Here is a 22,884-nt window from a genome sequence, read left to right on the forward strand (position 1 = left end):
TTAAGTCAAAACAACAATTAAATTTAACTAATTTCTTAGTAAAGTATAGGGTGGCATTTCAAAAGTCTTGGTCAGTGTTTTTAATCTTCCTTCATTCAAGGCCAGATTTTCGAAAAATCCAAACTTCGTTGGTTTGCCCAGTATCTCCTGCTGTTTTTTTTCGGCTGCTTGGCATTTTGTTTCTCCCGAAAGTGAAAACGGAGTGCACCTTGGACGAGGATCTGCTTTACGATGTTTTATGTATTTGTCCAGACAAAAGACATAGAGTGCGGAATGCACTATTTTCATTTCCCTTTGGTTTAAAATGTTTGCTTGCTTTTTGACGGTATGGGCAAACTCCAAAGCAGCATGATAGGATTTATCTTTCTCAGTTGCAAAATCACTGTCTAACCAATTAACTGCATCATTCAGCAAATCATACTCTGATCTTGATGTATTTGTCCTGCTTTGAATAAAAGGGTATATCCAGTGTTCTTTATTAGTTATTTTAATAAAATCACTACGCGCAGTTGGGATAAAAGGGCGTAATGGTGCTAACTCATTAATTTGCCTAAACGATCTTGTGTCAATGTAATCTTCATTGGTTTTAAAGAATTCAAGGCAATCAGCTGGTTTTTGGGTTAGCCAGTTAAAAATCGCCAATTCAGATCGTCTTTCTTCATCTGTAGTGGGATTACGAAAATAAATCAGGTAAGGAATTAAAGTCAATTGCTCAATGGTGCAACAATGATGAATTAAATAGAAGATGGCTCTTAAAAGGCAGAGGATGTCTTTTAGCTTGGCAAGTTCCTGTGGCCTTCTCGCTTCGATTTGTTTGTTTAATGGTGAGTGGGGATAAGTAACAAGAGATTGTGGATCTTTATTGGCATACCCAGTCATGCGACTGCAACGGATAAGCAAGGGCAAGAGCTGGTCAATTCCTAATTCGCTGTGACCAAAGCTTTCATAGCGTTCTTTTAAGCGCTGGTACAAAATGGGATGGTGGAAATCCGTAGGCAGTAATCCGGCTTTGGATAATGATTGCTGTAATGTAAGCCAGGGAGCAACTTGAATACTGCTTTGCCATTCTTCATAAGGTAATGTGAGACTAACTAGCTTCCAGAACTCACAAATAACCGTTTCTATTCGGTATATAAGCTCTGGACTAACATGTTCATCTTGCTCAAAATACTCAATGATTTCTGATAAATTGCCAGCCAGGTTAATTATGTGTGTGCATGCAACCTTTGGTGAAATCTCTTTATTTAATTCAGCAACCAGTTTTTTTAATTCACTAATTTTCATGATGATTCCCTGCCTGAATGATTAGTTTTTTACAGGCCTTAAGTAAACCTCCAATCTTTTTTTACCTTGACCTTGGGGTTTTTCTTAAGTCTCGCTCTAGAGAATATCTGAAAGGAAATTAAACTGGTAGCAAAATTTTTTGAACTTTTAATAAAAAATCTCAGCCATCATGCATCGTGCGCTTCCACCTCCAATGGCTTCTATTGTAGGGATATCTGTTGATATTAATCTGGAGTGTTGTTGGATGATTCTTAGCTGATCATGAGTAAAGTTTCTTTTAGCTTGCTCGGATAAAATTAAAAGGCTCTCACCTTTTTTGTTATAAAGTTCCAAAACATTACCACACATGTGCTGTGCTTGATTCCAACTAATGTCAATCATTGTTTTGCCTGTTTCTTTGAAACTTTCTGAAAGTATTGCTTTTTGTTGAGCATCATTAATAGAGTCCAGGCAAATAATAGCGTAACATTTGCTTAGTCCCATTATGACATTGGTATGATAGACGGGTTTGTTCTGCCTATCTACACTATTAAATACAATAGGGGTGTATCCCAGAATATCAGCGACTTTGTTTACCAAATTCAGGGAGGTTCTCGGGGACAAAGACGCATAAAGAAGGCGGTTTTCTCTATCTAAAACCAGGCTGCCAGTTCCTTCAAGGATTTCATCCTTATCGTTTCTTAAGTCAATTATTTCATGAACTTCAAATTGGGCTCTGTTCAGTACTTCCATTAATCCTTTGATATTGACTTCAGCTTGTCTGTTTTTAGCTAATAATGGATAAATAAGCAGAATATTATTCCCTCTTGCATCAATATGTGTTGAAAACCAGTTATTGGGAAAGACGGCATCGGGTAAATCCCGGCTTTGTGAGAGGGTTAATACTCTTATCTCTTCTTTTTCCAGTTCTAACACCATCGCAGTAAATTCTGCTAATGCCTTGTTACCTATATCCCTAATAGAAAGGAATGATTGGAAAGAGTTGCTGGTTGATGTTTCATAATTGAAGCAAAATCCTTCCGGTGGAACCATTAATACCGTAGATCCTTTACAAGTCATAAATAAGTCAGCAGGGAAATCATGTTGCCTAGAATACTGATAGTATTTGCAAAAATCCATATCCACTTATTGCATTTTAAATAAATCTTTATTCTTTGCTGCACCGTTTTTTTCAAATCAATTAGTTTGGATTTGATGATGTTGTAAACCGTAAGCAAAACAAATAGGGTAAATAGTGCTCCAAGAATAAGGCCGCTAATCAAGCTTTATATTGTATACCATGGTATCAAGGCGAAGGTCATAGTTCACGGCTTCAAATAATTACCTGAAATTGCGAATTGCTCTAAACCCAACCAATAAATAAGGATCCCTTAATAATGATCATTTATAATATCATTTGCTCATTTAAATATGCTTATGATCATGGCAAGAGTAATTGTTACCTATAGTCCTGAAGTTGGTGGAAGCAGTGTTCTTTCGTTGAAAGAATCATTTACATATGTCGGTTCCGAAGTTATTGACGGTGACTACAGGAAAATGATGGAAGACATACCCAAAGAAGAATTTGATGAGTTGTATTCCACTAAAGAAGGCCGACAAAGATTATTTGCACACGCCAAAGCAAAAGCAATGGAATTACTTAAAAATGTTGATGTGTTAGCATTATCTGGTAATAATTCCATGATTGATCCGGAGCTTTTTAATCAAACTAGAGACCCCGATCAAAATTATGATTTTTCCAGAACAATCGCTGAATTGGCATTAGCGCATGTAGCGACAGAAAAAGGTATGCCTATTCTAGGTGTTTGTGGTGGACATCAAGTCATTGCAGTATATGGCGGTGGAGAAATATGCGATTTAAATTCTGACAAATTAAATAAACAACAAGTCATGAATTATGATGCAATCAAACTGCATAAGAGTTCATTAATAGCTCAAATTATTGGTGGAAAACAAGTCCAGAAAGAAATGGATACAGCCAGAAAAGCGTTTAATGAAAGAATGAACCAATACAATAGATTATCAGAAAAAATAAATGCATTGGAAAAATTAAACATAGTACAGGAAGCAGGGAAATTAGATGCATTAGGAAAATTAGAAGAATTAGATAAATCTGAAGTGCAGCTTTTATTAAAATTGACTGGATTAAATATAGAAGAAGAGTTATTTGATTTAAGAGAATTAGTAGGAGAAATGGGCGAGTCAGCTCAATTGAAAACAGAATTACAAAATATAAAAACGAGTTTAAATGTAGAAGATTCTCATTCTCTTAATTCTCCTCATTATGAAATGGAGTTTTTTGGCGCGCATGAGCAAATTGTTTCCAAATTAGCAGCTGGTTTTCAACATACGGGTACTGCAAGTGATAATGAATCCATTGAAGCAGCAGAATCAGAGTTTGGTGTTCCTATTATAACCACGCAATTCCATCCCGAAGTTGGTGCTAAAGGACTGCCCGAGGCTCATTTCTTTTATCTAAGAACAGAAGCTGAACAAGAGATGAATCTTAATATATTTAGATACCTTGACAAAGCAGGTGATGCTTACAATAAAAAGAAAAACTTAATGGTTGAGTTAAAACAAATCAATTCGAAAAATCAAGATGTATTGCTTCAACCCTCTCAAATTAAAAAAACAAGCAAAGAACGTCAGCAAGAGAAGGAAAAACAAGGGGGCAAGTCTTCATCAAAAAGACAAACAGAATCTTACTTTTTTGAGAGTATACTCTCAAAAATTGGTTCATATTATTTAAGTGCTTTAGGAGAATTCGTAAAAGAAGGAATTGGTAAATTTTTAAGAGACATCCTATCAAGTATGTTTACCTATGATTCCGTTTCAAGACTGAAAAAAAAGGAACAAAAACAATCAAAATCTGAGCATTCGAAAATAGATCTCATTGATAGCAAAAGTAACTCATATTCTACTGTGTTTCATGATATGAAAGTTAAGTCACCTTCTGAAATATTACGAGAAAATTCAGCAAAGTTGTGGGCAAAAAAAGATAATAATCATGAGAAAACCATCACCAATCAAACTGACATGGATAACTCTAATAAGGTAAGAATAACAACAGAACTGGTTCAAGACGAAGTTGGACAAGAGTTTGATGAGAACCATACTAGTTTGTACAGAAACAATTTATAATAGACAAAATATGACCGAACGTCTTTATGAAGTCTACTAGAAACGATGGGGATTGATATTTATCTACCATGCTGCCTCCATTGAAAAACAGAATGCTAATAACAGCTATTATCAGCACAGGTATTTGCCAATAATAATTTAAGCGCTATTGAATTCCTAACACACTTTTCTGCAATTGAATTCAATGATGGCACATACTTTATCATATAATTGAGCTGGCTTTAACCAATATTTGCTAAAGCAGTTGCTTACGCAGAGCTTTTTTAATTGCAGAACAGAAATTTTAAGAATGTTTTAGATAAAAAAAGCCCTGCTTTTCTAAGGATTAAATTATACTTAAAAAAACAGGGCTAATATAAAAAATTAGACTACTTCAACTTCCTCAGCTTGAGGTCCTTTTTGACCATTGCAAGCTTTAAACATTACAGTAGCACCTTCAGCCAGGGTTTTAAAACCACTGCCTTGGATCGCACTAAAATGCACAAAATAATCTTTGCCGCCACTTTCTAAAAAACCGAAACCTTTGGACTCATTAAACCACTTGACTGTACCACGAATTTTTTCTGACATGTTAATTTCCTAAATTGTTACGCATACATTGTAGCATTATTTTATTAATTGTGCTGTTTTTTTATTAATTTTTTTTTAATTTTTTGAATTAATTTAGATTTTGTATAAAAAATAGGAAATTAAATCAATAAATTGCTAAAATTTCACCCGAAAACGATCGATGTGTTCACTCATTGCTCAGCGATATCAGCTCTTTCGCATGAGACAGTGTTTGTTCTGTTATAGTGAGCCCACCCATCATGCGAGCGATCTCGGCAATTTTATCGGATGCTTTAAGTAATGAAATATGGGTAAAAGTTTGATTGTTATTACTATGTTTGGTGACTAAAAAGTGATGGTGTGCCGAGGCAGCAACTTGTGGCTGGTGGGTAACACAAAAAACCTGCAATCTTTCTCCAAGTTTTCTCAGCATTTTTCCGACTAGCGCAGCAGTTGAACCGCCAATACCCACATCCACCTCATCAAATAATAAGGTAGGAGTTGAACCTTTTTGCGCTGTAATCATCTGTATTGCAAGACTGATTCGGGATAATTCTCCGCCTGAGGCAATTTTGTTCAATGAATCAGGCTCCATACCAGGATTAGTACATACCTTGTATTCCACTTTATCCAATCCGTGAGCTTGCATTTTTTCTAAAGGAGTGATTTCAATTTCAATCCATCCTTTTGGCATTCCTAACTGCTGAATGCTGGCGGTTATTTCTTGAGCCAGTTTTTTTGCGTGAATTTTGCGTGATTCTCTTAATTTTAATGCGGCGCTTTCATATGCCTTATTGATTTGAGTCAATTGCATATGAAGATGTGCCAATTTGCTTTCCACATTTTGCAAACTTTCCAATTCATTTTGTAATGTTTTTTCATGCTCTTGAAGCGATTTGCTATCAAGATGGTACTTCCTGGCTAGTTGATGAATAGAACTGATTCGGGCTTCTACTTCTTGCAATCTTTCCGGATCCAGCTGAATTTTATCTGCGAATTGCTGCATTTCAGTGATTGCTTCTTCACATTGAATTAGGGCTGAATTAATTAACTCAGCTGTGTTTTTTATTTGCGGTTGTTCTTGAGGGAGTTGCTGGATGAGTTGAAAAATCTGGTTTAAACCAGAGCAAATATTCGGTTGATCATCACTATTCAATAGCTCATTGATCTGTTGACTTAACTGCAGATACTCTCTGGCATGATGTAAAATTTGATGCTCTTGATGTAAGGCTTCAACTTCACCTTCCCGAATACCCAGCGTTTGTAATTCATCAATTTGAAATTGCAATAATTTAATTCGGTCTGCTTGTTGCTCCTGACTTTGTAATGCATTTATTTCGTGTACTATTTGTTGATGTTGTTTATAGAGTGTATTGACATCATTTAACAAGAGGTGGTTATTGGCATAGCGATCAAGTTGTTGTCTATGTGTCACATGTTGCATGAGTGTTTGATGCTGGTGTTGCCCATGGATGTGTACCAGTTTTTCACTTAACTCCTTTATTTTTTGTAAAGGGAAAGGTTGGCCATTAATATAAGATTTGGAGCGGCCTTCTGAGTAAATAATGCGCCTTAGATAGATTTCTCCATCATGACAAGAAATATCGTGCTCAGCTAACCATTGAGCGAGTTCTGATGATTCATCGAAACAAAATCCGGCTGTGATATCACATTTTTCTTCACCGGGGCGGACTACGGAAGTATCAGCTTTTTCACCCAAGGCTAACAGTAAGGCGTCAATCATGATGGATTTTCCAGCGCCTGTTTCGCCTGTAAAGGTAGTCATGCCTTGTGTAAAATCGAGTTCCAGTTGTTTAACAATAGCAAAATGTTCAATGCGCAATGTCGTGAGCATGTTTTATCCCTGATGCTTTGATTCCCAACCAAGTTTGCTTCGTAATGTATCATAATAATGATAATCAAGAGGGTGTAACAAACGCAATCGATTACCATTTTTTTTGACTGCTACTTTCTGTCCCGGTTTAACGACACGGGATTCGTGACCATCACAACTGATACGCAAATCGGTTTCATTTGATTTGCTGATATACAATTCAATTTCTGCTTCCCCATCGATAACGAGTGGTCGGGAACTTAGGCTGTGTGAAAACATGGGTACCAGGACGATGGCATTGAGTTGAGGATGCATTATCGGTCCTCCTGCAGACAAAGCATAGGCTGTTGAGCCAGTTGGAGTGGATAAAATCATTCCATCTGAACGATAATGGCTAACCAGCTGCTGATTGATGTAAACGTCAAATTCTATCAAATGCGTTTCACTTCCTCTGCCTAATACGACATCATTGAGTGCGTCACCTTCAAAATAACTGTTTTCCTTGTTATATATTTTAGTATGTAATAAGAAGCGTTCTTCTTCATTATATTGTCCATTAAGCACAGGGCCTAAATGGGACTCAATGTCTTGGGGTAAAATATCCGTTAAAAAACCTAGTCTCCCCCTGTTAATGCCGATGACCGGTGTATTAACTTTTATAGCCATACGCGAGGCAGAAAGTAAACTGCCATCACCACCCACGACAATAATCAAGTCGTGTTTTGCCCCCATCTTTTCTCTAGGTAAAACAGGGGCCTTTAATTCAAAACTGGCCGCAGTATCTGAGTCCTGAAAGATTTCTATGTCTTGCGTGCTTAAAAAGTCAACCAGTCGATGCAAGCTTTCATTGACTTCCTGATTCGCTCTGTGTTGACGGGCATACAAGATGGCTCGTTTAAATTTTTGTTTCATAATGTGTTATTCTTCACTTGTGGCGGTACGAGAGGCTTTTTTTCTATCGTGTTCCTTGAGAAATTTTTTACGTAAACGAATAGATAACGGGGTAACCTCAACTAACTCATCATCATCGATAAATTCCAGCGCTTGCTCAAGAGATAATTTGACTGGAGGAGTCAGGATGATATTTTCATCCGAACCTGATGCCCTAATGTTTGTTAATTGTTTTTCTTTGGTGACATTAACAACTAGGTCGTTATCTCTGGCATGGATACCTACAATCATTCCTTCATAGCAGACTGATTGAGGCTCTAAAAATAATCTTCCACGTTCTTGTAAATTGAACAAGGCAAAAGCCCGGGCAGTGCCTGGACAATTAGCTATCATGACGCCATTGAGACGCTTCCCTATGCGTCCTTTAATCAACGGGCCGTAGTGATCAAAGACATGATACATTAATCCGGTACCTGAAGTGCTGGATAAAAATTCATTGTGAAAACCGATTAATCCGCGAGTCGGGATGATGTAATCCAAACGTACTCTGCCTTTGCCATCAGGAACCATATTTTGCATTTCACCTCGGCGTTCGCCCAATTTTTCCATAATGGTACCTTGATGGTTTTCCTCAACATCAACTGTCAGGTGTTCATAAGGCTCCTGTTGTTCACCATCTACCTCGCGAATAATCACTTCCGGTTTGCTTATTGCCAATTCATAGCCTTCGCGGCGCATCGTTTCGATAAGAATCGACAAGTGTAATTCCCCGCGACCAGAAACTCTGAATTTGTCAGGGTCATCGCAGTCCTCTACGCGAAGCGCCACATTATGCAGTAATTCTGTATTTAAGCGCTCACGAATTTTTCTTGATGTGACGTATTTACCTTCTTGGCCGGCCAGCGGTGAATCATTAACCTGAAAAGTCATGCTGATTGTAGGTTCATCTACCAAAAGTGCTGGCAATGCCTCCACCTGATTGGGATCGCAAATCGTGTCGGATATATTCAGGCTCTCAATTCCGGTTATCGCGATAATATCACCGGCACTGGCCTCCTCGACTTCAACGCGTTCCAGCCCTTTGAATCCCAGTAACTGGAGTAGTCGTCCGTTGCGCATATTACCGTCTTTATCAATAATTTTTACAGGAGATTTTGCCTTAATTTGCCCACGTGTAATCCGGCCAATGCCTATGGTGCCAACATAAGAAGAATAGTCGAGAGAGCTGATTTGCATTTGAAACGGACCATTGGCATCGACACAAGGTGGTGTGACTTTATCTACGATTGTTTGCAGTAGGGCAGACATATCTGTTGCATTGTCTTCCAAATTAAGTTTGGCATAGCCATTTAAAGCGGAGGTATAAACTACAGGAAAGTCTAGTTGGGTGTCATTGGCACCTAAGTTATCAAACAAGTCAAACACCTGATCCATGACCCAATCAGGTCTTGCTCCGGGACGGTCAATTTTATTGATCACGACTATAGGGTTTAAGCCACGGGCAAATGCTTTCTGGGTGACAAAGCGGGTTTGTGGCATGGGGCCGTCAACTGCATCGACCAGCAATAAAACGCTGTCAACCATAGAAAGAATGCGTTCCACTTCGCCGCCAAAATCCGCATGCCCTGGGGTATCTACAATATTAATTTGATAACCTTTCCAATAAACGCAAGTGTTTTTGGCTAAGATAGTAATTCCACGCTCTTTTTCAAGTGCATTGGAGTCCATCACACGTTCAACTTTTGGAGCTCTCTCATTGAGCGTTCCAGTTTGTTGCAAGAGCTTGTCAACAAGAGTAGTTTTGCCATGGTCAACGTGGGCAATAATGGCAATATTGCGAATTTTTTCAATCATAAAAAACCTTTAGTTGGGGAATAGCGAGATTTAATAATTTAAGGTAATAACTGACAATTGTTCATAGATTTAACATTATACACTAATCGCTCATTAAAGAATATCTACTCTTTAATTGATGCTCAACTGCCAGCCTTTTTGAGTTTTATTGCGATACCAAATTTTTTTGGAGAAGCAAGTAGAACTATCAAGCAAGCTTGATTCTTCTATGCCTTTGACTTGTTGATAAATTTCTTCAGGTGCCAGTAAATCATCGAATGCTCTTTCTCCACTATAAATTTTTCCATCATTTATTAATAAGCCTAATTTCATACACAAGAAGGTAGTAGTCGCGGTTGCAGCCAAGGCATTACCTGCTATTTCTCCTGTGCTGGCATTGATGCCTGTAGGCACTTCGATAGCCAGGATGGGTACAGTGAACTGTTGGAGGCGTTGAAGAAGCGAAGCTATTTCCGGGCGAACATGACCATACAACCCTACGCCAAAAAGGGCATCGACAATCAATTCAGGATCGCCTAAATCAATGTCAGGCGAATAAGTATGTAGAACAATACCTTGCTGATCGCATGAATTCATTTCATACCATACTTCTTTATGCATTTTTACCTTTTCCATAAATATCAGCTGTATCAAAGAAATTAACTTGGTATTGGTCATGCGCATTACGAATAATTTTGACTGCATCATCAAGGCGAGCAGGTTTGCCATAAAACTCTGATAATCCCATGCACCCAAAGCCCAATGCTGAGACATCAGGTCCCACCTTTCCCAATTTCCGATATTTCATGGTTTATCCTCAACTGACATAGGTTTATTTGGACAGTTGAATAAAGTATAGAATTATTTGGTAGTAACGTATTAATGATTGTGATTTTATTTCTGAAATGGTAATGCGTCTTGAATAATAAAAATCTTTTACATAGAATGCTGCGGTTCATCTTTAGGGATTTAAAAAGGATTTATTATGAGCTTTAAAGGATTTAAAGTGGTAATGCTGATATTATTATCAACTCAAAGTTATGCCTCTAAATTGGCATCCTCCGGTGTTTGTGATTCAACTATTGAAAATCCATGTATTGTCCAGGATAGTAAAACCCAATTTTCACCCGTCATTAGATATAGAGAGGTTGCATCAATTGCGGATGTTTACGGTGGCAATATCACAGGGATTAATAAATTTCATTTGTCAGGAAGCGAGCAACCAAGCGAAAAGGGTTGGGAGGCTATTGCTGAGTCCATTTCCAGAAAAATGGGGGCTGAAACAAAAAAAGTCATAGTGCTCGATCTTCGCCAGGAGAGTCATGGGTATCTAAATGGCAGAGCGATTACTTTAGTTAGCGTCTATAACTGGATAAATTTGGGCAAGTCAAATAGTCAGAGTACTTTGGACCAGGAAAACTGGTTAACCGGCTTAAGATCCAGAAAAATTGTTAACGGTGTTTTAACTGTGCCCCAATATGTAGCCAAACAATATTCTCAAGGCAAATCGATGGTAGTGAGCACTGTAAAAAATGAAGAATATTATGTATATAAAAAAGGATTTGATTATTATCGCATATTCATATCCGATCACCGGGCTCCTTTAGATTCTGAAGTGGATGCGCTTGTCGCACTGATAAAAAATAATCCAGAAGACACATGGTATCATGTCCACTGCAGGGGCGGGAAAGGCCGTACGACGACCGTTTTTTCCATGTTTGATATGTTAAAGAATGCAGACAAGGTTAGCTTTGAAGAAATCATCGCACGCCAAGCCTCCATTCCGCCTTTTTATAATTTGATGGTGACGAATCGTGAAATCCCTGAGTTGACTCCTTATTATGAGCAAAGACTGCAATTTTTGATTCATTTTTATGAATTTGCTCGCCAATCCCTCATGGGATATTCAGGTACCTGGTCAGAATGGAAAAAGCTCAATATCTAGCATCTAGCGCCATTTGCAAGAAGATCATATTAAAAAGCCTTCATTTGAAATGAAGCGAATTTCATGAAGGCTTGGCACTTAATCGTTTTCGGCAAATACCATATTAATCTTAAATTAAGTGTTGGTTTTCTTAGGATTTATCTGCCCCAAGATAAGAAATCCTTGATTTAATCATAAAAATACATTAGGAATTATTATATTAGTCATAGAAAACAATTGGTATTTGTTTGCTAGACTAATAGTAAGAGGTAAATATGGGGGGTATTTATGAAACAACTAATATTACATCCCACTGATATTAGCCAATGGCATGCGCTGGTTAATGAAGCGCAAGCAGCTACCAGACTGATATTGAATGAAAACACGGAAAGTTATTTGGTTTTTTTGCTGATGCGCTTTTCTCAAGGCACAAAGCTTATCGAATCCGTTGTTGCACTAGATTTTCTTGAATCCATGCGCAAACCTCGCCAGTTACAAGTCGAATTATTAAGGGATGTGGGGGACAAAAGCTTGTTGTTTTGCGGCTTATTTCCAGGTATCGCTAAAAAACGCCATGTGAGTTTGAGTTATTTTTCTGACATGGGGCAAGCGGCTTATTTGACTGTCGGAGAGCTTGAGGAAAATCAGACAGCCAATTTGTACTTGCAATTAAGTGAGCAATTTATTACTTTGCAGCAAGTACTACAAGCCATGAGAGGAGAGTATATCCAGTTTAGTCAGTCAAGTTGTGGAGTTCTGGCAGAACCCGATTTGACTATGCAGTAGGCAGAGGCTAATTTTATTTGCGAAATAGTAGAGTCACATCGATTGAATCAAAAGTGTATTTTTGATTGCAAAAATCGCAAGTGATTTCTATCTTTCCTTTTTCTTTGATTAAATCTGTTGCCTCTTCTTCTCCCAGGACACTAATGACCTGTTTCATTTTGTCCTGATTACAACGGCATTGGAAACGGGTAGATCGGCTTTCGAATATTCTTAACTCCGTTTCATGATAAAGACGATAGAGTAGTGTTTGATTGTCTATGGTCAGCAATTCATCTTCAGTTACTGTTTGTCCCAGCTGAACGGCATACTCCCAAAATTGTTCTCTTTGAATTGTATCTTGACCTGGCATAAGTTGTAATAGCATACCTGCAGCCATATCTTCATTGACAGCTAACCACACACGAGTAGCAATTTGTTCTGATTGGGCAAAATAAGTCATCAGATTTTCGCTCATGGACGTGGATTGAATAGGTATCAGGCTTTGATAGGCTTGAGTTTGGTTGTCTTGACTGAGTGTAATGACCATTCGGCCTTGAAGAAAAGCGGTCGCGTAATCAGCAATTTCAAGACCCTCTGCACATTTTGCAAAGCCCCTTATATTTAAATTATGATCGCATTGAACGAGTAACAGGGATAATCTTTCATCACCTTGAAATTGCAGACTTAAATTTCCTTCAAATTTAATGCTGCTTGCCAGGAGTAGACATGAGACTAACGCTTCACCTAAAAGATTTTTTACCATGGGTGGGTAATCACGTTGGTTCATGATGTTTTGAAATGTTTTTTCAATATGAACGATTTCGCCACGGATATTCGCATGCTCAAAAATAAAACGCTGTAAGGTATCTGCTTCTTTCATTTCAAACTCATAACACAAATAGACCTATTCTAACATAAAATGTTTATCTCAGGCCTTTTCTGAGTTCAGTTATTTTGAAGAAAATCTTACAAGAGGAATAGTAGTTTCCATAACCAGCGTATCTTAATTATTTTTTAATTTTTTTTAATTTTCCTGGAGAAATTTATTTCATGGACTATTCTTAAAAAACCCCTTTTTAAAATTGTGAGGAGTTATTATGAAAAATAACAGTTTACTTCTTCCCCTATTTAAAACAATAGACAAATTACTGTTTGGTATAGAAGAAATTAAAGAAATAGAAAAAAAACCAGAATATATTCTTTGTGACAACGAAGACGAGTTTGATGTAGAACGCTCTATCAATTAATTCTTGCGTGAAAAAGAAAGCCTGGGTGATAATGCCTTTTTTTTGAGCGGGAATAAGTATGTTGAATAGCCAACAAATGGCTGCAGTAAAATATATTGATGGGCCTTTGTTGGTGCTTGCCGGGGCTGGGAGTGGTAAAACCAGAGTTATTACACAAAAAATTGGTTATTTAATTAATTCATGTGGTTATAATGCCAACTCCATCTGCGCCGTTACTTTCACGAATAAAGCGGCGAATGAAATGCGCGCAAGGGTTTCGGCCTTTTTACCTGCCTTAAGCAGGCGGGGATTAAAGGTTGCGACATTTCATACATTAGGCCTAAGTATCATCAAGCGTGATGTTTCTCGGTGCGATTTGAAACCAGGATTTTCCATTTTTGATAGTGAAGATTGTTTGCAAATTTTGCGGGGTTTTTTACCTGTTAATAAGGCAACCGACAGAGATTTTATCCTCAAAGTTCAACAACAAATTTCTCTTTGGAAAAATAATTTATTGAACCCCGAATTAATACTCCAAAACCCTCCGCAAACACTTTTATGTGACGAGGCGTTAACAATTTATCCACGCTATCAAGAAGCATTAAAAGCATATAATGCAGTGGACTTTGATGATTTAATTCGGTTGCCTGTCAATCTACTGAATGATCATGCTGATGTGTTGGAATATTGGCAGAATAAAATTCGTCATTTGTTGGTGGATGAATATCAGGATTCAAACACTAGCCAGTATCTTCTGGTAAAAAAATTGGCAGGGGTTCGTGCCCACTTTACGGTTGTGGGTGATGATGATCAATCGATTTATGCCTGGCGTGGCGCTAAACCAGAGAATTTGGCGCAGTTACAAAAAGATTTTCCTCGGTTAAAGATTATTAAATTAGAACAGAATTACAGATCAACCAGCCGAATTTTACATGCTGCCAACCATCTGATCGCTCATAATCAACATTTATTTGAAAAAAAATTATGGAGTGATTTGGGGCATGGGGAATTATTAAGGGTTGTCAGCTGTAAGGATGAGCAGGATGAGGCGGAACATGTGATCGCTGATTTAATAAGTCATAAATTGCGTAATCGGACAAATTATAGCGATTACGCCATCTTATACAGAGGAAATCATCAAGCAAGAATATTTGAAAAGGTATTAAGACATCATGGTATTCCTTATCATATCAGCGGAGGCCAGTCCTGGTTTGCCAAGTTAGAGGTCAGGGACATTTTTGCCTATCTTAAATTACTTTGTAATGAAGCAGATGATGCTGCCTTTCTGCGAGCAATTACTACTCCCAAACGAGGTATAGGAGAGAGCAGTCTCGATGCTTTGGGACGCTATGCTCAGTCCAGAGGGATAAGTTTATATCACGGGTCCGATCATTTGGCCTTGTCTGAGTTTGTTGCTGACAAACAGAGAATGATTTTTCATGATTTCAAATTGTGGATGGAAGACATTAAAAAACGTATCAGTTCAGATTCAGTTCTGGAGCATTTAAGGCAAATGGTGGAAGATATTGGGTATGAAGCTTATATTTATGAACAATGTGATTCTCCCGCCAAGGCACAAAAAAAAATGGATAATGTATGGGAGCTTTTAGAATGGGTTAATCGTTTGTTAAATAAGGAACCTGAACAATCGCTCATGGATGTTGTGAATAAATTAATACTAATCGATATACTGGAACAATCCGATGAATCTTCAAGTGATGTAGTCCAATTAATGACATTGCATGCCTCAAAAGGTTTGGAATTTCCTTTTGTTTATTTGGTCGGGATGGAAGAAGAATTATTACCCCACCGAGTGAGTATCGATGATGATCAAATTGAAGAAGAAAGAAGATTGGCTTATGTAGGGATCACACGTGCCCAGAAGGGGTTATGTTTTACTTTAGCGAAGCAGAGACGTCGAGCTGGAGAACTGCAAGACTGTGTTCCAAGCCGATTTTTGGATGAATTGCCGCAAGAGAGCCTGGAATGGTTCGGTAAAAGCGGGGAGCGTTGTGAAGAACAATCAAAAAAACTGGCCAAATCCCACCTGGAAGGCCTGAAGAATTTGTTGAGTTAAGAGTGCATTATATTTTATCTTCAGTAAGGAGTATCATTAACTGAACTCCTTACTGCTTTTTAAGGTACTAATGTTAATCTCTATCATTTGCCAGAAGAGAGATTGATTCGTTCTGGAAGCTCTTCAATGAAAACTTGTGTACGGGTTTTTTCCCCTTTTTGGTTAAATAGCCTATGCTGATTGTAGTCTGGTTGCTTTTTAGCCTGCTCCAGAGTGTCACTCAATGCTTCTCCTTTTTCAGGATGGCGTATTTTTTCCTTTAAATGATTGAGGGCGATGATTTTTTTATCGGCTAATTCGCGACCGATAACAATGTCTTTGAGATGCTTTCTTTGAAATTTGTCGATTTGAGCAACAGCATGTTCCACTTGCCATTCTTGCGATGGGCGTTTGGCATGAGTACTTAATTCAGCATTGAACTCTTTGGCTACTCCCCATTGTTTATTCCATGCTTCTCCAAGACTTAACACATGAGGTTTTTTGCCAGAAGGCAAATTCTTAATATGATTCTCTTGAGGAGGATTTAGCTTACTGGCAGAACAATCCCAGAGTGCTGCCAAGCCATATATAGGTGAAGCAATGGTTTTTAATATCCAGGTAGGAATATCCATATTATGATCTTGACCGGAGTCAGGATCCAGCCTTTCCTTTAGGAGTTTTTCAAATTGGTGATGATCTTGGTGTCCATGTTCTTCATCCTGTTCGTCTTCATGGGTATGTCCAATAAAATAGTGGGCATCTTCAAAGCCTTCGCTAATAATGGCAACGAGTGCGGAAAGAATCTGCGGTACTCCAGGCATACGATCCGATGTGACTGCAACGCTGATCAAATGCCCCAGAAACAAAAGAATTCGTAGTGGGGTAATGGTTAGTTTTAAAAGAATGCGAAACGGGTTAACTATTTGTAACCAATTTTCAGTTTCACGTAAGTGCTGATATCCATTGCTTATTGCTTCGTAAATTTTTTGGAAGACGCTCTTATTACTACGAGTTGCTTCATCGACCATATCCAGTGATTCAGCCGTGTTTTGTATGTTAAAAACTATAGCAGAGGCGCCAGTTATAATGGGATTGATAATTCCCATAATAAAACTTGGCATTTTTTTCATCCAGTCAAATAAAGGGCGGGCATTTGTAGCAATCGTCCACCATGTTCCAGCAGTACAGATGGTTAGGGCCATTGCCAGTCCAACAAGAAAAACTGCGGTGGATGCTATAAATACATTGCGTACAGTTAAACCTTGGCTTAAGTCATTGCGAATTTTATTATACCATTTGACAACAGTATTATTGTTGATCATGTCGGTAACGGCATTGTAGGTCAGCATTCCATAAGCGGCTCCTGCGACGATAGCCATGGGAAGGATGATAATGGGCCAAAATGTAAATGGAATGGCGGCAAAAAACGGAATTATTGTAAAGGCTTCAACAATAAGATAGGTGCTTCCAAGCCCCATGAAAAGGCCGGCAACCACACTAAATCCTTTAACAATATGAAATTGAAAATGACGCTTTTCCCATCGTTTTATCCATTCGTCTTGATCATTTAAAGCAAGCCAGTCAAGTAGTTCCCTGGCGTATTTGGATGTGTTTGGAGATGGATTGTTTTTATCTGAAAACAATTGCAGGGCAAACCACTTTTCCATGTCTGATAGTGTCTTTTCAATTTGCCGCTTTCTTTTTTTGCTGTCTTGATTTAGTTCTTTGTGCCCAAATTCAGCCAATAATTTTAACTGTCTTTTATAATCTTTGAAAAATTGCGGGCAATTTTCTTCGTTAGTGTTTGGAAAATGATTCAGCAAATACTCTTTCGCAAAGTGATTCTTAAGATAGTTAAATTTAAAAAGCTTATTAAGAGCGCCTTTTATGTTTTGCAAATAAATTTCACCCTCATAAGCTACCGATAACGCAAAACCAGCAAAAGCTAAGGGTAACACAGGCCAAAGAGCATACATGCCTCCAAAGCTTAAAAAGCCGAGTATCAGGCTTGCTCCAACAGTTAATAACAAAAGAAACAAGTAATAAGGGATTTTTTGGGGCTTGATAGGTATATTTTTTATATTCATTGTAGTATATTTGCTCATTGATGCGTAATGCAGAACTTTATATCAAATGAAAATGATTATCAATAGCATTAATATTAAAAAAGTATTTTTTGTCTTTGTTTCAATTCAACAATAAAGTTTATTTGCAATATTCGTTTCATAAGGTAGTATCAAAAACGATTTAAATAACTTAGGAGAGGATATGCGTTTTAACCAATGGATGACCTGTATCACATCAGGATTAATACTCGCCAGTAATTCAAGTTTTGCAACGACGTCGCCTGTTCATGAGCAATTGCAAGTCCCACAATGCCTTGCTGCAAAAATAACCGTACCCCATAAGATTTTGGCCGAGAATAAAGAATTCAAAATTATTGATGTACTTTCATCTGATGTAGAAACTTTGACTATTCTGGCTGATAAAGTCAGTTGCGGCCATTTTGTGAATGTGAGTCATAAATTAACGGGAACCTTAGCGGCAAACCAACAGCAATCTGCTCAAAAGTTACTGCAAAAAAAGCTCGTTAAGCCGTTTGGTGTATCCAAATTACATAAAGACGTTTATGAAATCAAGCATGAAGAAGAAGTCAATGCAGCACTAAAAGAAATTGTCTCTGATAACATATGGCAAACTCTGACTCATATGACTTCTTATTATAACCGCTCTGCAACAAAAGATACGGGTGTTGAAACTGCCAATTGGTTAAAATCCAAATTTGAACAGATGGCCGTTGAGTATGGACGAACTGATACCTCGACCTTTTTTGTAAAAACAGGGTGGTATAAACAACCTTCCCTGGTTACCGTGATTGGCAAAGACATCAAAGCCCCTGCTATTGTTATTGGTGCTCATATGGATACTCTTGATGGTCGTATGCCTGGAGCTGGTGATGATGGAAGTGGATCATCGAGCATTATGGAAGCCGCACGGGTTATTTTGTCTTCTAAAACAACATTTAAGCGCCCCATTTATTTTATTTGGTATGCCGCTGAAGAAAGAGGTTTGGTCGGTTCACAACACGTAGTCCAACACTTTCAGGAACAATCAATTCCAGTGAAGGCTGTGGTACAATTTGACATGACAGGTTATCGAAATGATGCCAATGATCCAACTATGTGGGTATTTACTGATTATACAGATAGAGATTTAAGTAATTATTTGGCCAAATTAATTGATCATTATATTCATGTACCAGTAGATTATTCACGATGTGGTTATGGTTGCAGTGATCATGCTTCCTGGAATGAAGAAGATATTCCTGCTGCATTCCCATGTGAAACTAGTTTTGCTGATCACAACCCATACATCCATACTTCTTCTGATAAAATGGATTTATTGAACCTGGAACATATGACTAATTTCTCCAAACTCGCGGTAGCTTTCGCTATTGAGCTGGCTTCTGAGTAATGATTTTAATGCCTCTCAAGAGTCTTAAATATTTTTTTGAGAGGCTATTATTTTTAAGTTAGCTATTGATATCGATTGATATTTATTTTGTTCCAGGTTGTTGTTTACTAACTTCTTCGATGTTATCGGAGAGAGCCTCGCCATGGCTTTTCCAAAATTTAAAAGTACCTTTGGTCAGTTTCGAATAAATACCCAGACTTATTATGTGCAGGATACTTTCTAGAAATCTAGCACCACTAAATGAATCTCGGCGATCTTTTAAGGTTGCTTTGTTTTCTTCAGTCAGTATTTGCTCCATATTTTTAATTTTTGTTGCGCTATTTGGGGCTGTGCTGTCAGTGAGAGCGGCTAGCATGTTTGTAACAATCGCATGTTTTTTATTTACTAAATTATTAGCGTCCTCGGTTAGAGATGGTTTCAAGTGCTCTTTATAATCTGTGCATAATTGGATTAGTTTTTCTAATTTTTCATCGATTCCGGGAGGCGATTGGAAAAATGCAATGATTGGGTTCAAAATAACTGCTTTAAGATTGTTTATATCATTTTCGCCTGGGAATTCTGTTCTCACTCTTGTCGAGTTGAAATGTTCCTCTGCTTTTGTTGGGTAGTGAGCCATTTCAAAAGCTAAAAAAGCTTTTTCCAAACTAGAGCCTCTCATAAATGTGTTTCTATCTCCGGGTGGCGATAATTCGATCATTCGAGATGTTAATTGGTGAAGTATTTCAGAATCTAAAGTTGGGCCGATGGTTAATACAAAATCCTTTATTGCATCCATTTTGCTATGATTGGAGTCTGAAACCGGGGCATTGGGAGCAACATAACCTTCTGATTTTGTAAACGTGTTTGGAGCCAGCAAATTAATCAGTTCTTCGTTAGAGATTGTTCCATTTTTAAGTGAAGCGCCATAGGTGTTAATCAGGCGTTGAGTTTGAGTTAAAGGCATGACACTGTCTCCAAAGATTAATTATGGCAAATTATAGTACAAAATTATTAACAATTTATTAGAAGAGTAGTTCTATTGTTGATCGAATTAATGAAAAAACAAGTGCAAGCAATTGCTATCAAGCAAAACTTGGATATGAGGCAACACGATATGAATTCTAAAATCATGATTACCTTGTTTTCACTCTTTGCTGAACTAGAATGCGACCTCATTAGTCTCAGAAACAAGGAAGCACTTGCCAGCAAAAAAATGCAAGGAATTCAATTGGGCAAGCCTAATGGCACAATTCAAAAAAGTAATCTTATATCATGCACAGATTTTAAAGCTTACTTCGATCTTCCCCCCACCTCTTCGCGCGTAAGGAATTTGAATAGTGGTCTGATGTGGTGACATCGGTAACGAAAGTGACCGGACACATAGGTAACAGTTAATCTGTATCTCAAACAAAAGAAGGAGAGTCTGAGATGCCTTGGATAGAGACAGAACCTATGAGCAAAAAAGTTAAATTCATTTCAGCTTATTTGATCCCTTATTCCGCCGTAAATTTTTAATTTAAAAACCATATAAAAATTGATGGCTTGTTATTTATGAACAATGTAGTGCCCTGATGATTTGTCCATAATCAAATCCATATGTATATTAAATGATCATTTGACATGGTATAATGGCAACCTCTTTAATCGCGCCGAGAAATAATTATGCAAGAACAATTTGAATTTCCCTTTGATGAATTACCCAAAGACATAAGGGAAACAGAAATTGGTCAGTATTTAAAGTTACCTGATTTTGCCCATCTTATCCAAAGCTCAAAGGCTAACCATACTCTATTCAAGCCCCTACTGGATGAGAAAAAAATACCTACATTTCTGCACAGGGCAGTCCGACGAGAAGATGCTGCGGTTCAAAAGATACTGATAAATGACCCCACTTTACTCTCTAAAAGAGGAAAAGTCACCGACTGTTCAGGTCGAACTTTCGAGAATATCAGTGCTTTTGAATACATGCTTTGGGCCTTGGATAAGCATGGTTGGACGATGCTTCTTGAGTGTATTCCTAAAGACAAGAATAACGAGGAACTCGTTAAAGAATTATTAGCACAATACAGCAAGGTGAAAAATGAAGGAGTGACCTATACACTCAACGGAATAAAAATCACGCAACAGCATTTTGATTTTAAAAATACCATTATTAAAGAACTTCAAGACCAGGTGGATGCGAGTAATGGCACTAATCCCAATTGGGATTCAATTGATAAACAATGGAGAGAAGGGGTGGGCGGCGCGCAAAAGCTTTTTCCTATGCATGTCGTTTATGAATACTGCTCGGACGAGCCTTTTGACCCTGTACCGAAGTTTAAGTCAAAACCCAAGTTATCCAGCCAGTTTTATAATTGGATAACTAAGAAGCTTGAAAGTTGGTTCTCTTCTGATTCGTTGTTGGGGGGTGAGTTTGCAATATATAAGGCCGGGTTGGGGCTGTGTGGTGCAGTGTCCCGTGCGGGTGTATTTCTTGCTCGGGCGGCTCGCGATTTACTCGCCATGAAGGCGTTATGCGAAATAAGAACAAGCGATTTTATCGTACTCAAATCAACACTCGAAAATTTACTCAAACCAGATGTTAAACCGGAACACAAGGATGATAATCAAGGGTGCATAATTTTTTAATGTACGTTGCATGAAGCTGTGTGGCATACGCTGCCCCATCAGCGCCCCAGCAGGTCTCTAAAAACCATAAAAGTACGTCTGGATACAACCAGTGTTTTGATGTTCTTACCCACCACAAACACCAACGATGCATGTATGCAAAAGAGGCTGACCATTCGGATGAAACATTGCATCTAACTCCTCCCGCAACACCTTCAGCGACGTTGCCTATATTATCCCTTGAACTAATTATTTTAGAAAATGATACACATCAACTGCTTAGATGGTGTTAAATTTACCTGATCAGTGGATGGTATGGCTTATTAGATTAAAAACCAAAAGAACCTCCAGCTATTTAAAATTTAGTAGTAAATGTTGTTCAAAAGCCCTTACTAAGGGAATACAATTGCTGCTAGGCAGACGATGCAAACTAACACTGCGCATTGGTAGTGCAGGTAGCAAGCGTGCAAAATGTAATCCTTTATTTGGCAAAGCGCGTTTAGTAACTGCAGGTAGAATGGCAACACCATTAATTTTATGTAAGGCACCAAGAATGGCAATGATGGTGTTAAATTCAATAATTCGTCGAGGAACAGTCCGATGCTTCGCCATTAACTCATCAACCCATTGACGAATGGTAAATTGTTGCGGCAAGGTTAAAAACATTTCATCTGCAAGCTCTTGAATGTTTATTTCAGAATACTGTGCCAAACGATGGCTCGTGTTGCATGCAATCAAAATATCTTCATCATAGAGTTTATGCTTATGCATACGATTATCAGAAGCAGTAAAACCGATTCCTAAATGTAGACGACCAGCAAGAACTGCCTTGCTGATGTCGTTGTTAGCTAGCTCTTCGACTTCGATGTCAATTTCAGGCCATTTTTCCAAGAATTGACTGAGAATTTCTGAAAGATAAAAAGCATTGAATGTTTGTATGACACCAAGTTTTAGACACCCGCGTCGAAGGCCTTGCATTTCTAGTAAGCTATTCTTTAATTCTTGCACAACTCCAAGAGCTTCTTTTGCATAGTTACAGGCAATCTCCGCTGCATCAGTGGGAATAAGCTGGTGGTATTCTCGATGAAATAACAAACATCCGAGTTCATCTTCAAGATCGCGTATTTGTTGCGATAAGGTGGGCTGCGAAACATACAATAATTCAGATGCTCTAGTAAAATTTCGTTGTTCATAGACAGCAAGTAAATAGCGTAAATGCCGTAATTCCATCTGTTTAATCTCATCATAAGTTTAACCTATAGCAATATAGGTCTAAAGTATTAGAAATAGCAAGCAGTTTATTTTTATACTTCAGTTC

The 22,884-nt window shown here is 38.0% G+C and carries 21 protein-coding genes; 9 read left to right on the forward strand and 12 right to left on the reverse strand.

Annotation, left to right across the window (positions count from 1 at the left end):
• Window positions 1-27: 27 nt before the first annotated feature.
• A complete protein-coding gene (locus tag OQI99_RS12975) occupies window positions 28-1,284 on the reverse strand; it encodes a lpg2828 family Dot/Icm T4SS effector (protein WP_061513132.1) in 1,257 nt (418 codons plus the stop codon).
• Window positions 1,285-1,431: 147 nt separating this feature from the next.
• A complete protein-coding gene (locus OQI99_RS12980) occupies window positions 1,432-2,403 on the reverse strand; it encodes an arginine deiminase-related protein (protein ID WP_241495166.1) in 972 nt (323 codons plus the stop codon).
• A gap of 291 nt (window positions 2,404-2,694) precedes the next feature.
• Between OQI99_RS12980 and ceg34 the strand changes: the two genes are divergently transcribed.
• A complete protein-coding gene (ceg34, locus tag OQI99_RS12985; RefSeq protein ID WP_061513134.1) occupies window positions 2,695-4,428 on the forward strand; it encodes a Dot/Icm T4SS effector Ceg34 in 1,734 nt (577 codons plus the stop codon).
• A 363-nt stretch (window positions 4,429-4,791) separates the two neighbouring features.
• On the opposite strand, the gene OQI99_RS12990 is transcribed toward ceg34, so the two are convergent.
• The 6 genes from OQI99_RS12990 to OQI99_RS13015 form a co-directional block, all read right to left on the reverse strand.
• Window positions 4,792-4,998: a cold-shock protein gene (locus OQI99_RS12990; protein ID WP_010948512.1), complete on the reverse strand. Its 207-nt coding sequence runs from the start codon at window positions 4,996-4,998 to the stop codon at window positions 4,792-4,794.
• Between the two features lie 166 nt (window positions 4,999-5,164).
• Window positions 5,165-6,832, reverse strand: a complete 1,668-nt coding sequence (gene recN / locus OQI99_RS12995; RefSeq protein WP_061513135.1) for a DNA repair protein RecN — start codon at window positions 6,830-6,832, stop codon at window positions 5,165-5,167.
• A 3-nt stretch (window positions 6,833-6,835) separates the two neighbouring features.
• Window positions 6,836-7,723, reverse strand: coding sequence for an NAD(+) kinase (locus OQI99_RS13000; RefSeq protein ID WP_061513136.1), 888 nt, complete (start codon window positions 7,721-7,723; stop codon window positions 6,836-6,838).
• Window positions 7,724-7,729: 6 nt separating this feature from the next.
• Window positions 7,730-9,556 (reverse strand): translational GTPase TypA, encoded by a 1,827-nt coding sequence (typA, locus tag OQI99_RS13005; protein WP_061513137.1) that lies wholly within the window; start codon window positions 9,554-9,556, stop codon window positions 7,730-7,732.
• 111 nt (window positions 9,557-9,667) lie between these two features.
• Window positions 9,668-10,171 (reverse strand): NAD(P)H-hydrate epimerase, encoded by a 504-nt coding sequence (locus OQI99_RS13010; RefSeq protein WP_265732121.1) that lies wholly within the window; start codon window positions 10,169-10,171, stop codon window positions 9,668-9,670.
• Window positions 10,149-10,343 carry an aldo/keto reductase gene (locus OQI99_RS13015; RefSeq protein ID WP_265732122.1) on the reverse strand — a complete coding sequence of 65 codons (195 nt, stop codon included), beginning with the start codon at window positions 10,341-10,343 and terminating at the stop codon, window positions 10,149-10,151. The genes OQI99_RS13010 and OQI99_RS13015 overlap by 23 nt, the downstream gene beginning before the upstream one ends.
• A 177-nt stretch (window positions 10,344-10,520) precedes the next feature.
• On the opposite strand from OQI99_RS13015, the gene OQI99_RS13020 reads away from it, so the two are divergent.
• Both OQI99_RS13020 and OQI99_RS13025 read left to right on the forward strand, forming a co-directional pair.
• Window positions 10,521-11,480 carry a tyrosine protein phosphatase gene (locus OQI99_RS13020; protein ID WP_061513139.1) on the forward strand — a complete coding sequence of 320 codons (960 nt, stop codon included), beginning with the start codon at window positions 10,521-10,523 and terminating at the stop codon, window positions 11,478-11,480.
• A 267-nt stretch (window positions 11,481-11,747) separates the two neighbouring features.
• Window positions 11,748-12,245, forward strand: coding sequence for a hypothetical protein (locus OQI99_RS13025; RefSeq protein WP_010948505.1), 498 nt, complete (start codon window positions 11,748-11,750; stop codon window positions 12,243-12,245).
• A gap of 13 nt (window positions 12,246-12,258) precedes the next feature.
• On the opposite strand, the gene hslO is transcribed toward OQI99_RS13025, so the two are convergent.
• Entirely contained in the window at window positions 12,259-13,104 is an 846-nt protein-coding gene (hslO, locus tag OQI99_RS13030; protein ID WP_061513140.1) for an Hsp33 family molecular chaperone HslO, read from the reverse strand.
• A gap of 217 nt (window positions 13,105-13,321) precedes the next feature.
• On the opposite strand from hslO, the gene OQI99_RS13035 reads away from it, so the two are divergent.
• Together OQI99_RS13035 and OQI99_RS13040 are read left to right on the forward strand one after the other, a co-directional pair.
• Window positions 13,322-13,471 carry a hypothetical protein gene (locus OQI99_RS13035; protein WP_011216658.1) on the forward strand — a complete coding sequence of 50 codons (150 nt, stop codon included), beginning with the start codon at window positions 13,322-13,324 and terminating at the stop codon, window positions 13,469-13,471.
• A gap of 58 nt (window positions 13,472-13,529) precedes the next feature.
• Window positions 13,530-15,527 (forward strand): UvrD-helicase domain-containing protein, encoded by a 1,998-nt coding sequence (locus tag OQI99_RS13040; RefSeq protein ID WP_061513141.1) that lies wholly within the window; start codon window positions 13,530-13,532, stop codon window positions 15,525-15,527.
• Between the two features lie 83 nt (window positions 15,528-15,610).
• On the opposite strand, the gene iroT is transcribed toward OQI99_RS13040, so the two are convergent.
• Entirely contained in the window at window positions 15,611-17,593 is a 1,983-nt protein-coding gene (gene iroT, locus OQI99_RS13045; protein WP_061513142.1) for a T4SS effector ferrous iron transporter IroT/MavN, read from the reverse strand.
• A 181-nt stretch (window positions 17,594-17,774) separates the two neighbouring features.
• On the opposite strand from iroT, the gene lapA reads away from it, so the two are divergent.
• Window positions 17,775-18,980 (forward strand): aminopeptidase LapA, encoded by a 1,206-nt coding sequence (gene lapA / locus OQI99_RS13050; protein ID WP_027265936.1) that lies wholly within the window; start codon window positions 17,775-17,777, stop codon window positions 18,978-18,980.
• Between the two features lie 82 nt (window positions 18,981-19,062).
• Here lapA and vipE read toward each other — a convergent pair whose 3' ends face one another.
• Window positions 19,063-19,923, reverse strand: a complete 861-nt coding sequence (vipE, locus tag OQI99_RS13055; protein WP_061513143.1) for a Dot/Icm T4SS effector VipE — start codon at window positions 19,921-19,923, stop codon at window positions 19,063-19,065.
• Between the two features lie 78 nt (window positions 19,924-20,001).
• On the opposite strand from vipE, the gene OQI99_RS13060 reads away from it, so the two are divergent.
• From OQI99_RS13060 to OQI99_RS13070, 3 genes are all read left to right on the forward strand, one after another.
• Complete coding sequence (locus OQI99_RS13060) at window positions 20,002-20,313, forward strand: recombinase family protein (RefSeq protein ID WP_265732371.1); 312 nt, start codon at window positions 20,002-20,004, stop codon at window positions 20,311-20,313.
• Window positions 20,314-20,621: 308 nt separating this feature from the next.
• Window positions 20,622-21,587 (forward strand): hypothetical protein, encoded by a 966-nt coding sequence (locus OQI99_RS13065; RefSeq protein ID WP_061513144.1) that lies wholly within the window; start codon window positions 20,622-20,624, stop codon window positions 21,585-21,587.
• A gap of 20 nt (window positions 21,588-21,607) precedes the next feature.
• Window positions 21,608-21,859: a hypothetical protein gene (locus OQI99_RS13070; protein WP_154694775.1), complete on the forward strand. Its 252-nt coding sequence runs from the start codon at window positions 21,608-21,610 to the stop codon at window positions 21,857-21,859.
• 58 nt (window positions 21,860-21,917) lie between these two features.
• On the opposite strand, the gene OQI99_RS13075 is transcribed toward OQI99_RS13070, so the two are convergent.
• Window positions 21,918-22,796: a LysR substrate-binding domain-containing protein gene (locus tag OQI99_RS13075; RefSeq protein WP_061513145.1), complete on the reverse strand. Its 879-nt coding sequence runs from the start codon at window positions 22,794-22,796 to the stop codon at window positions 21,918-21,920.
• Window positions 22,797-22,884 lie beyond the last annotated feature (88 nt).

The sequence above is a fragment of the Legionella sp. PATHC039 genome (assembly GCF_026191275.1).
GTDB lineage: Bacteria > Pseudomonadota > Gammaproteobacteria > Legionellales > Legionellaceae > Legionella > Legionella pneumophila.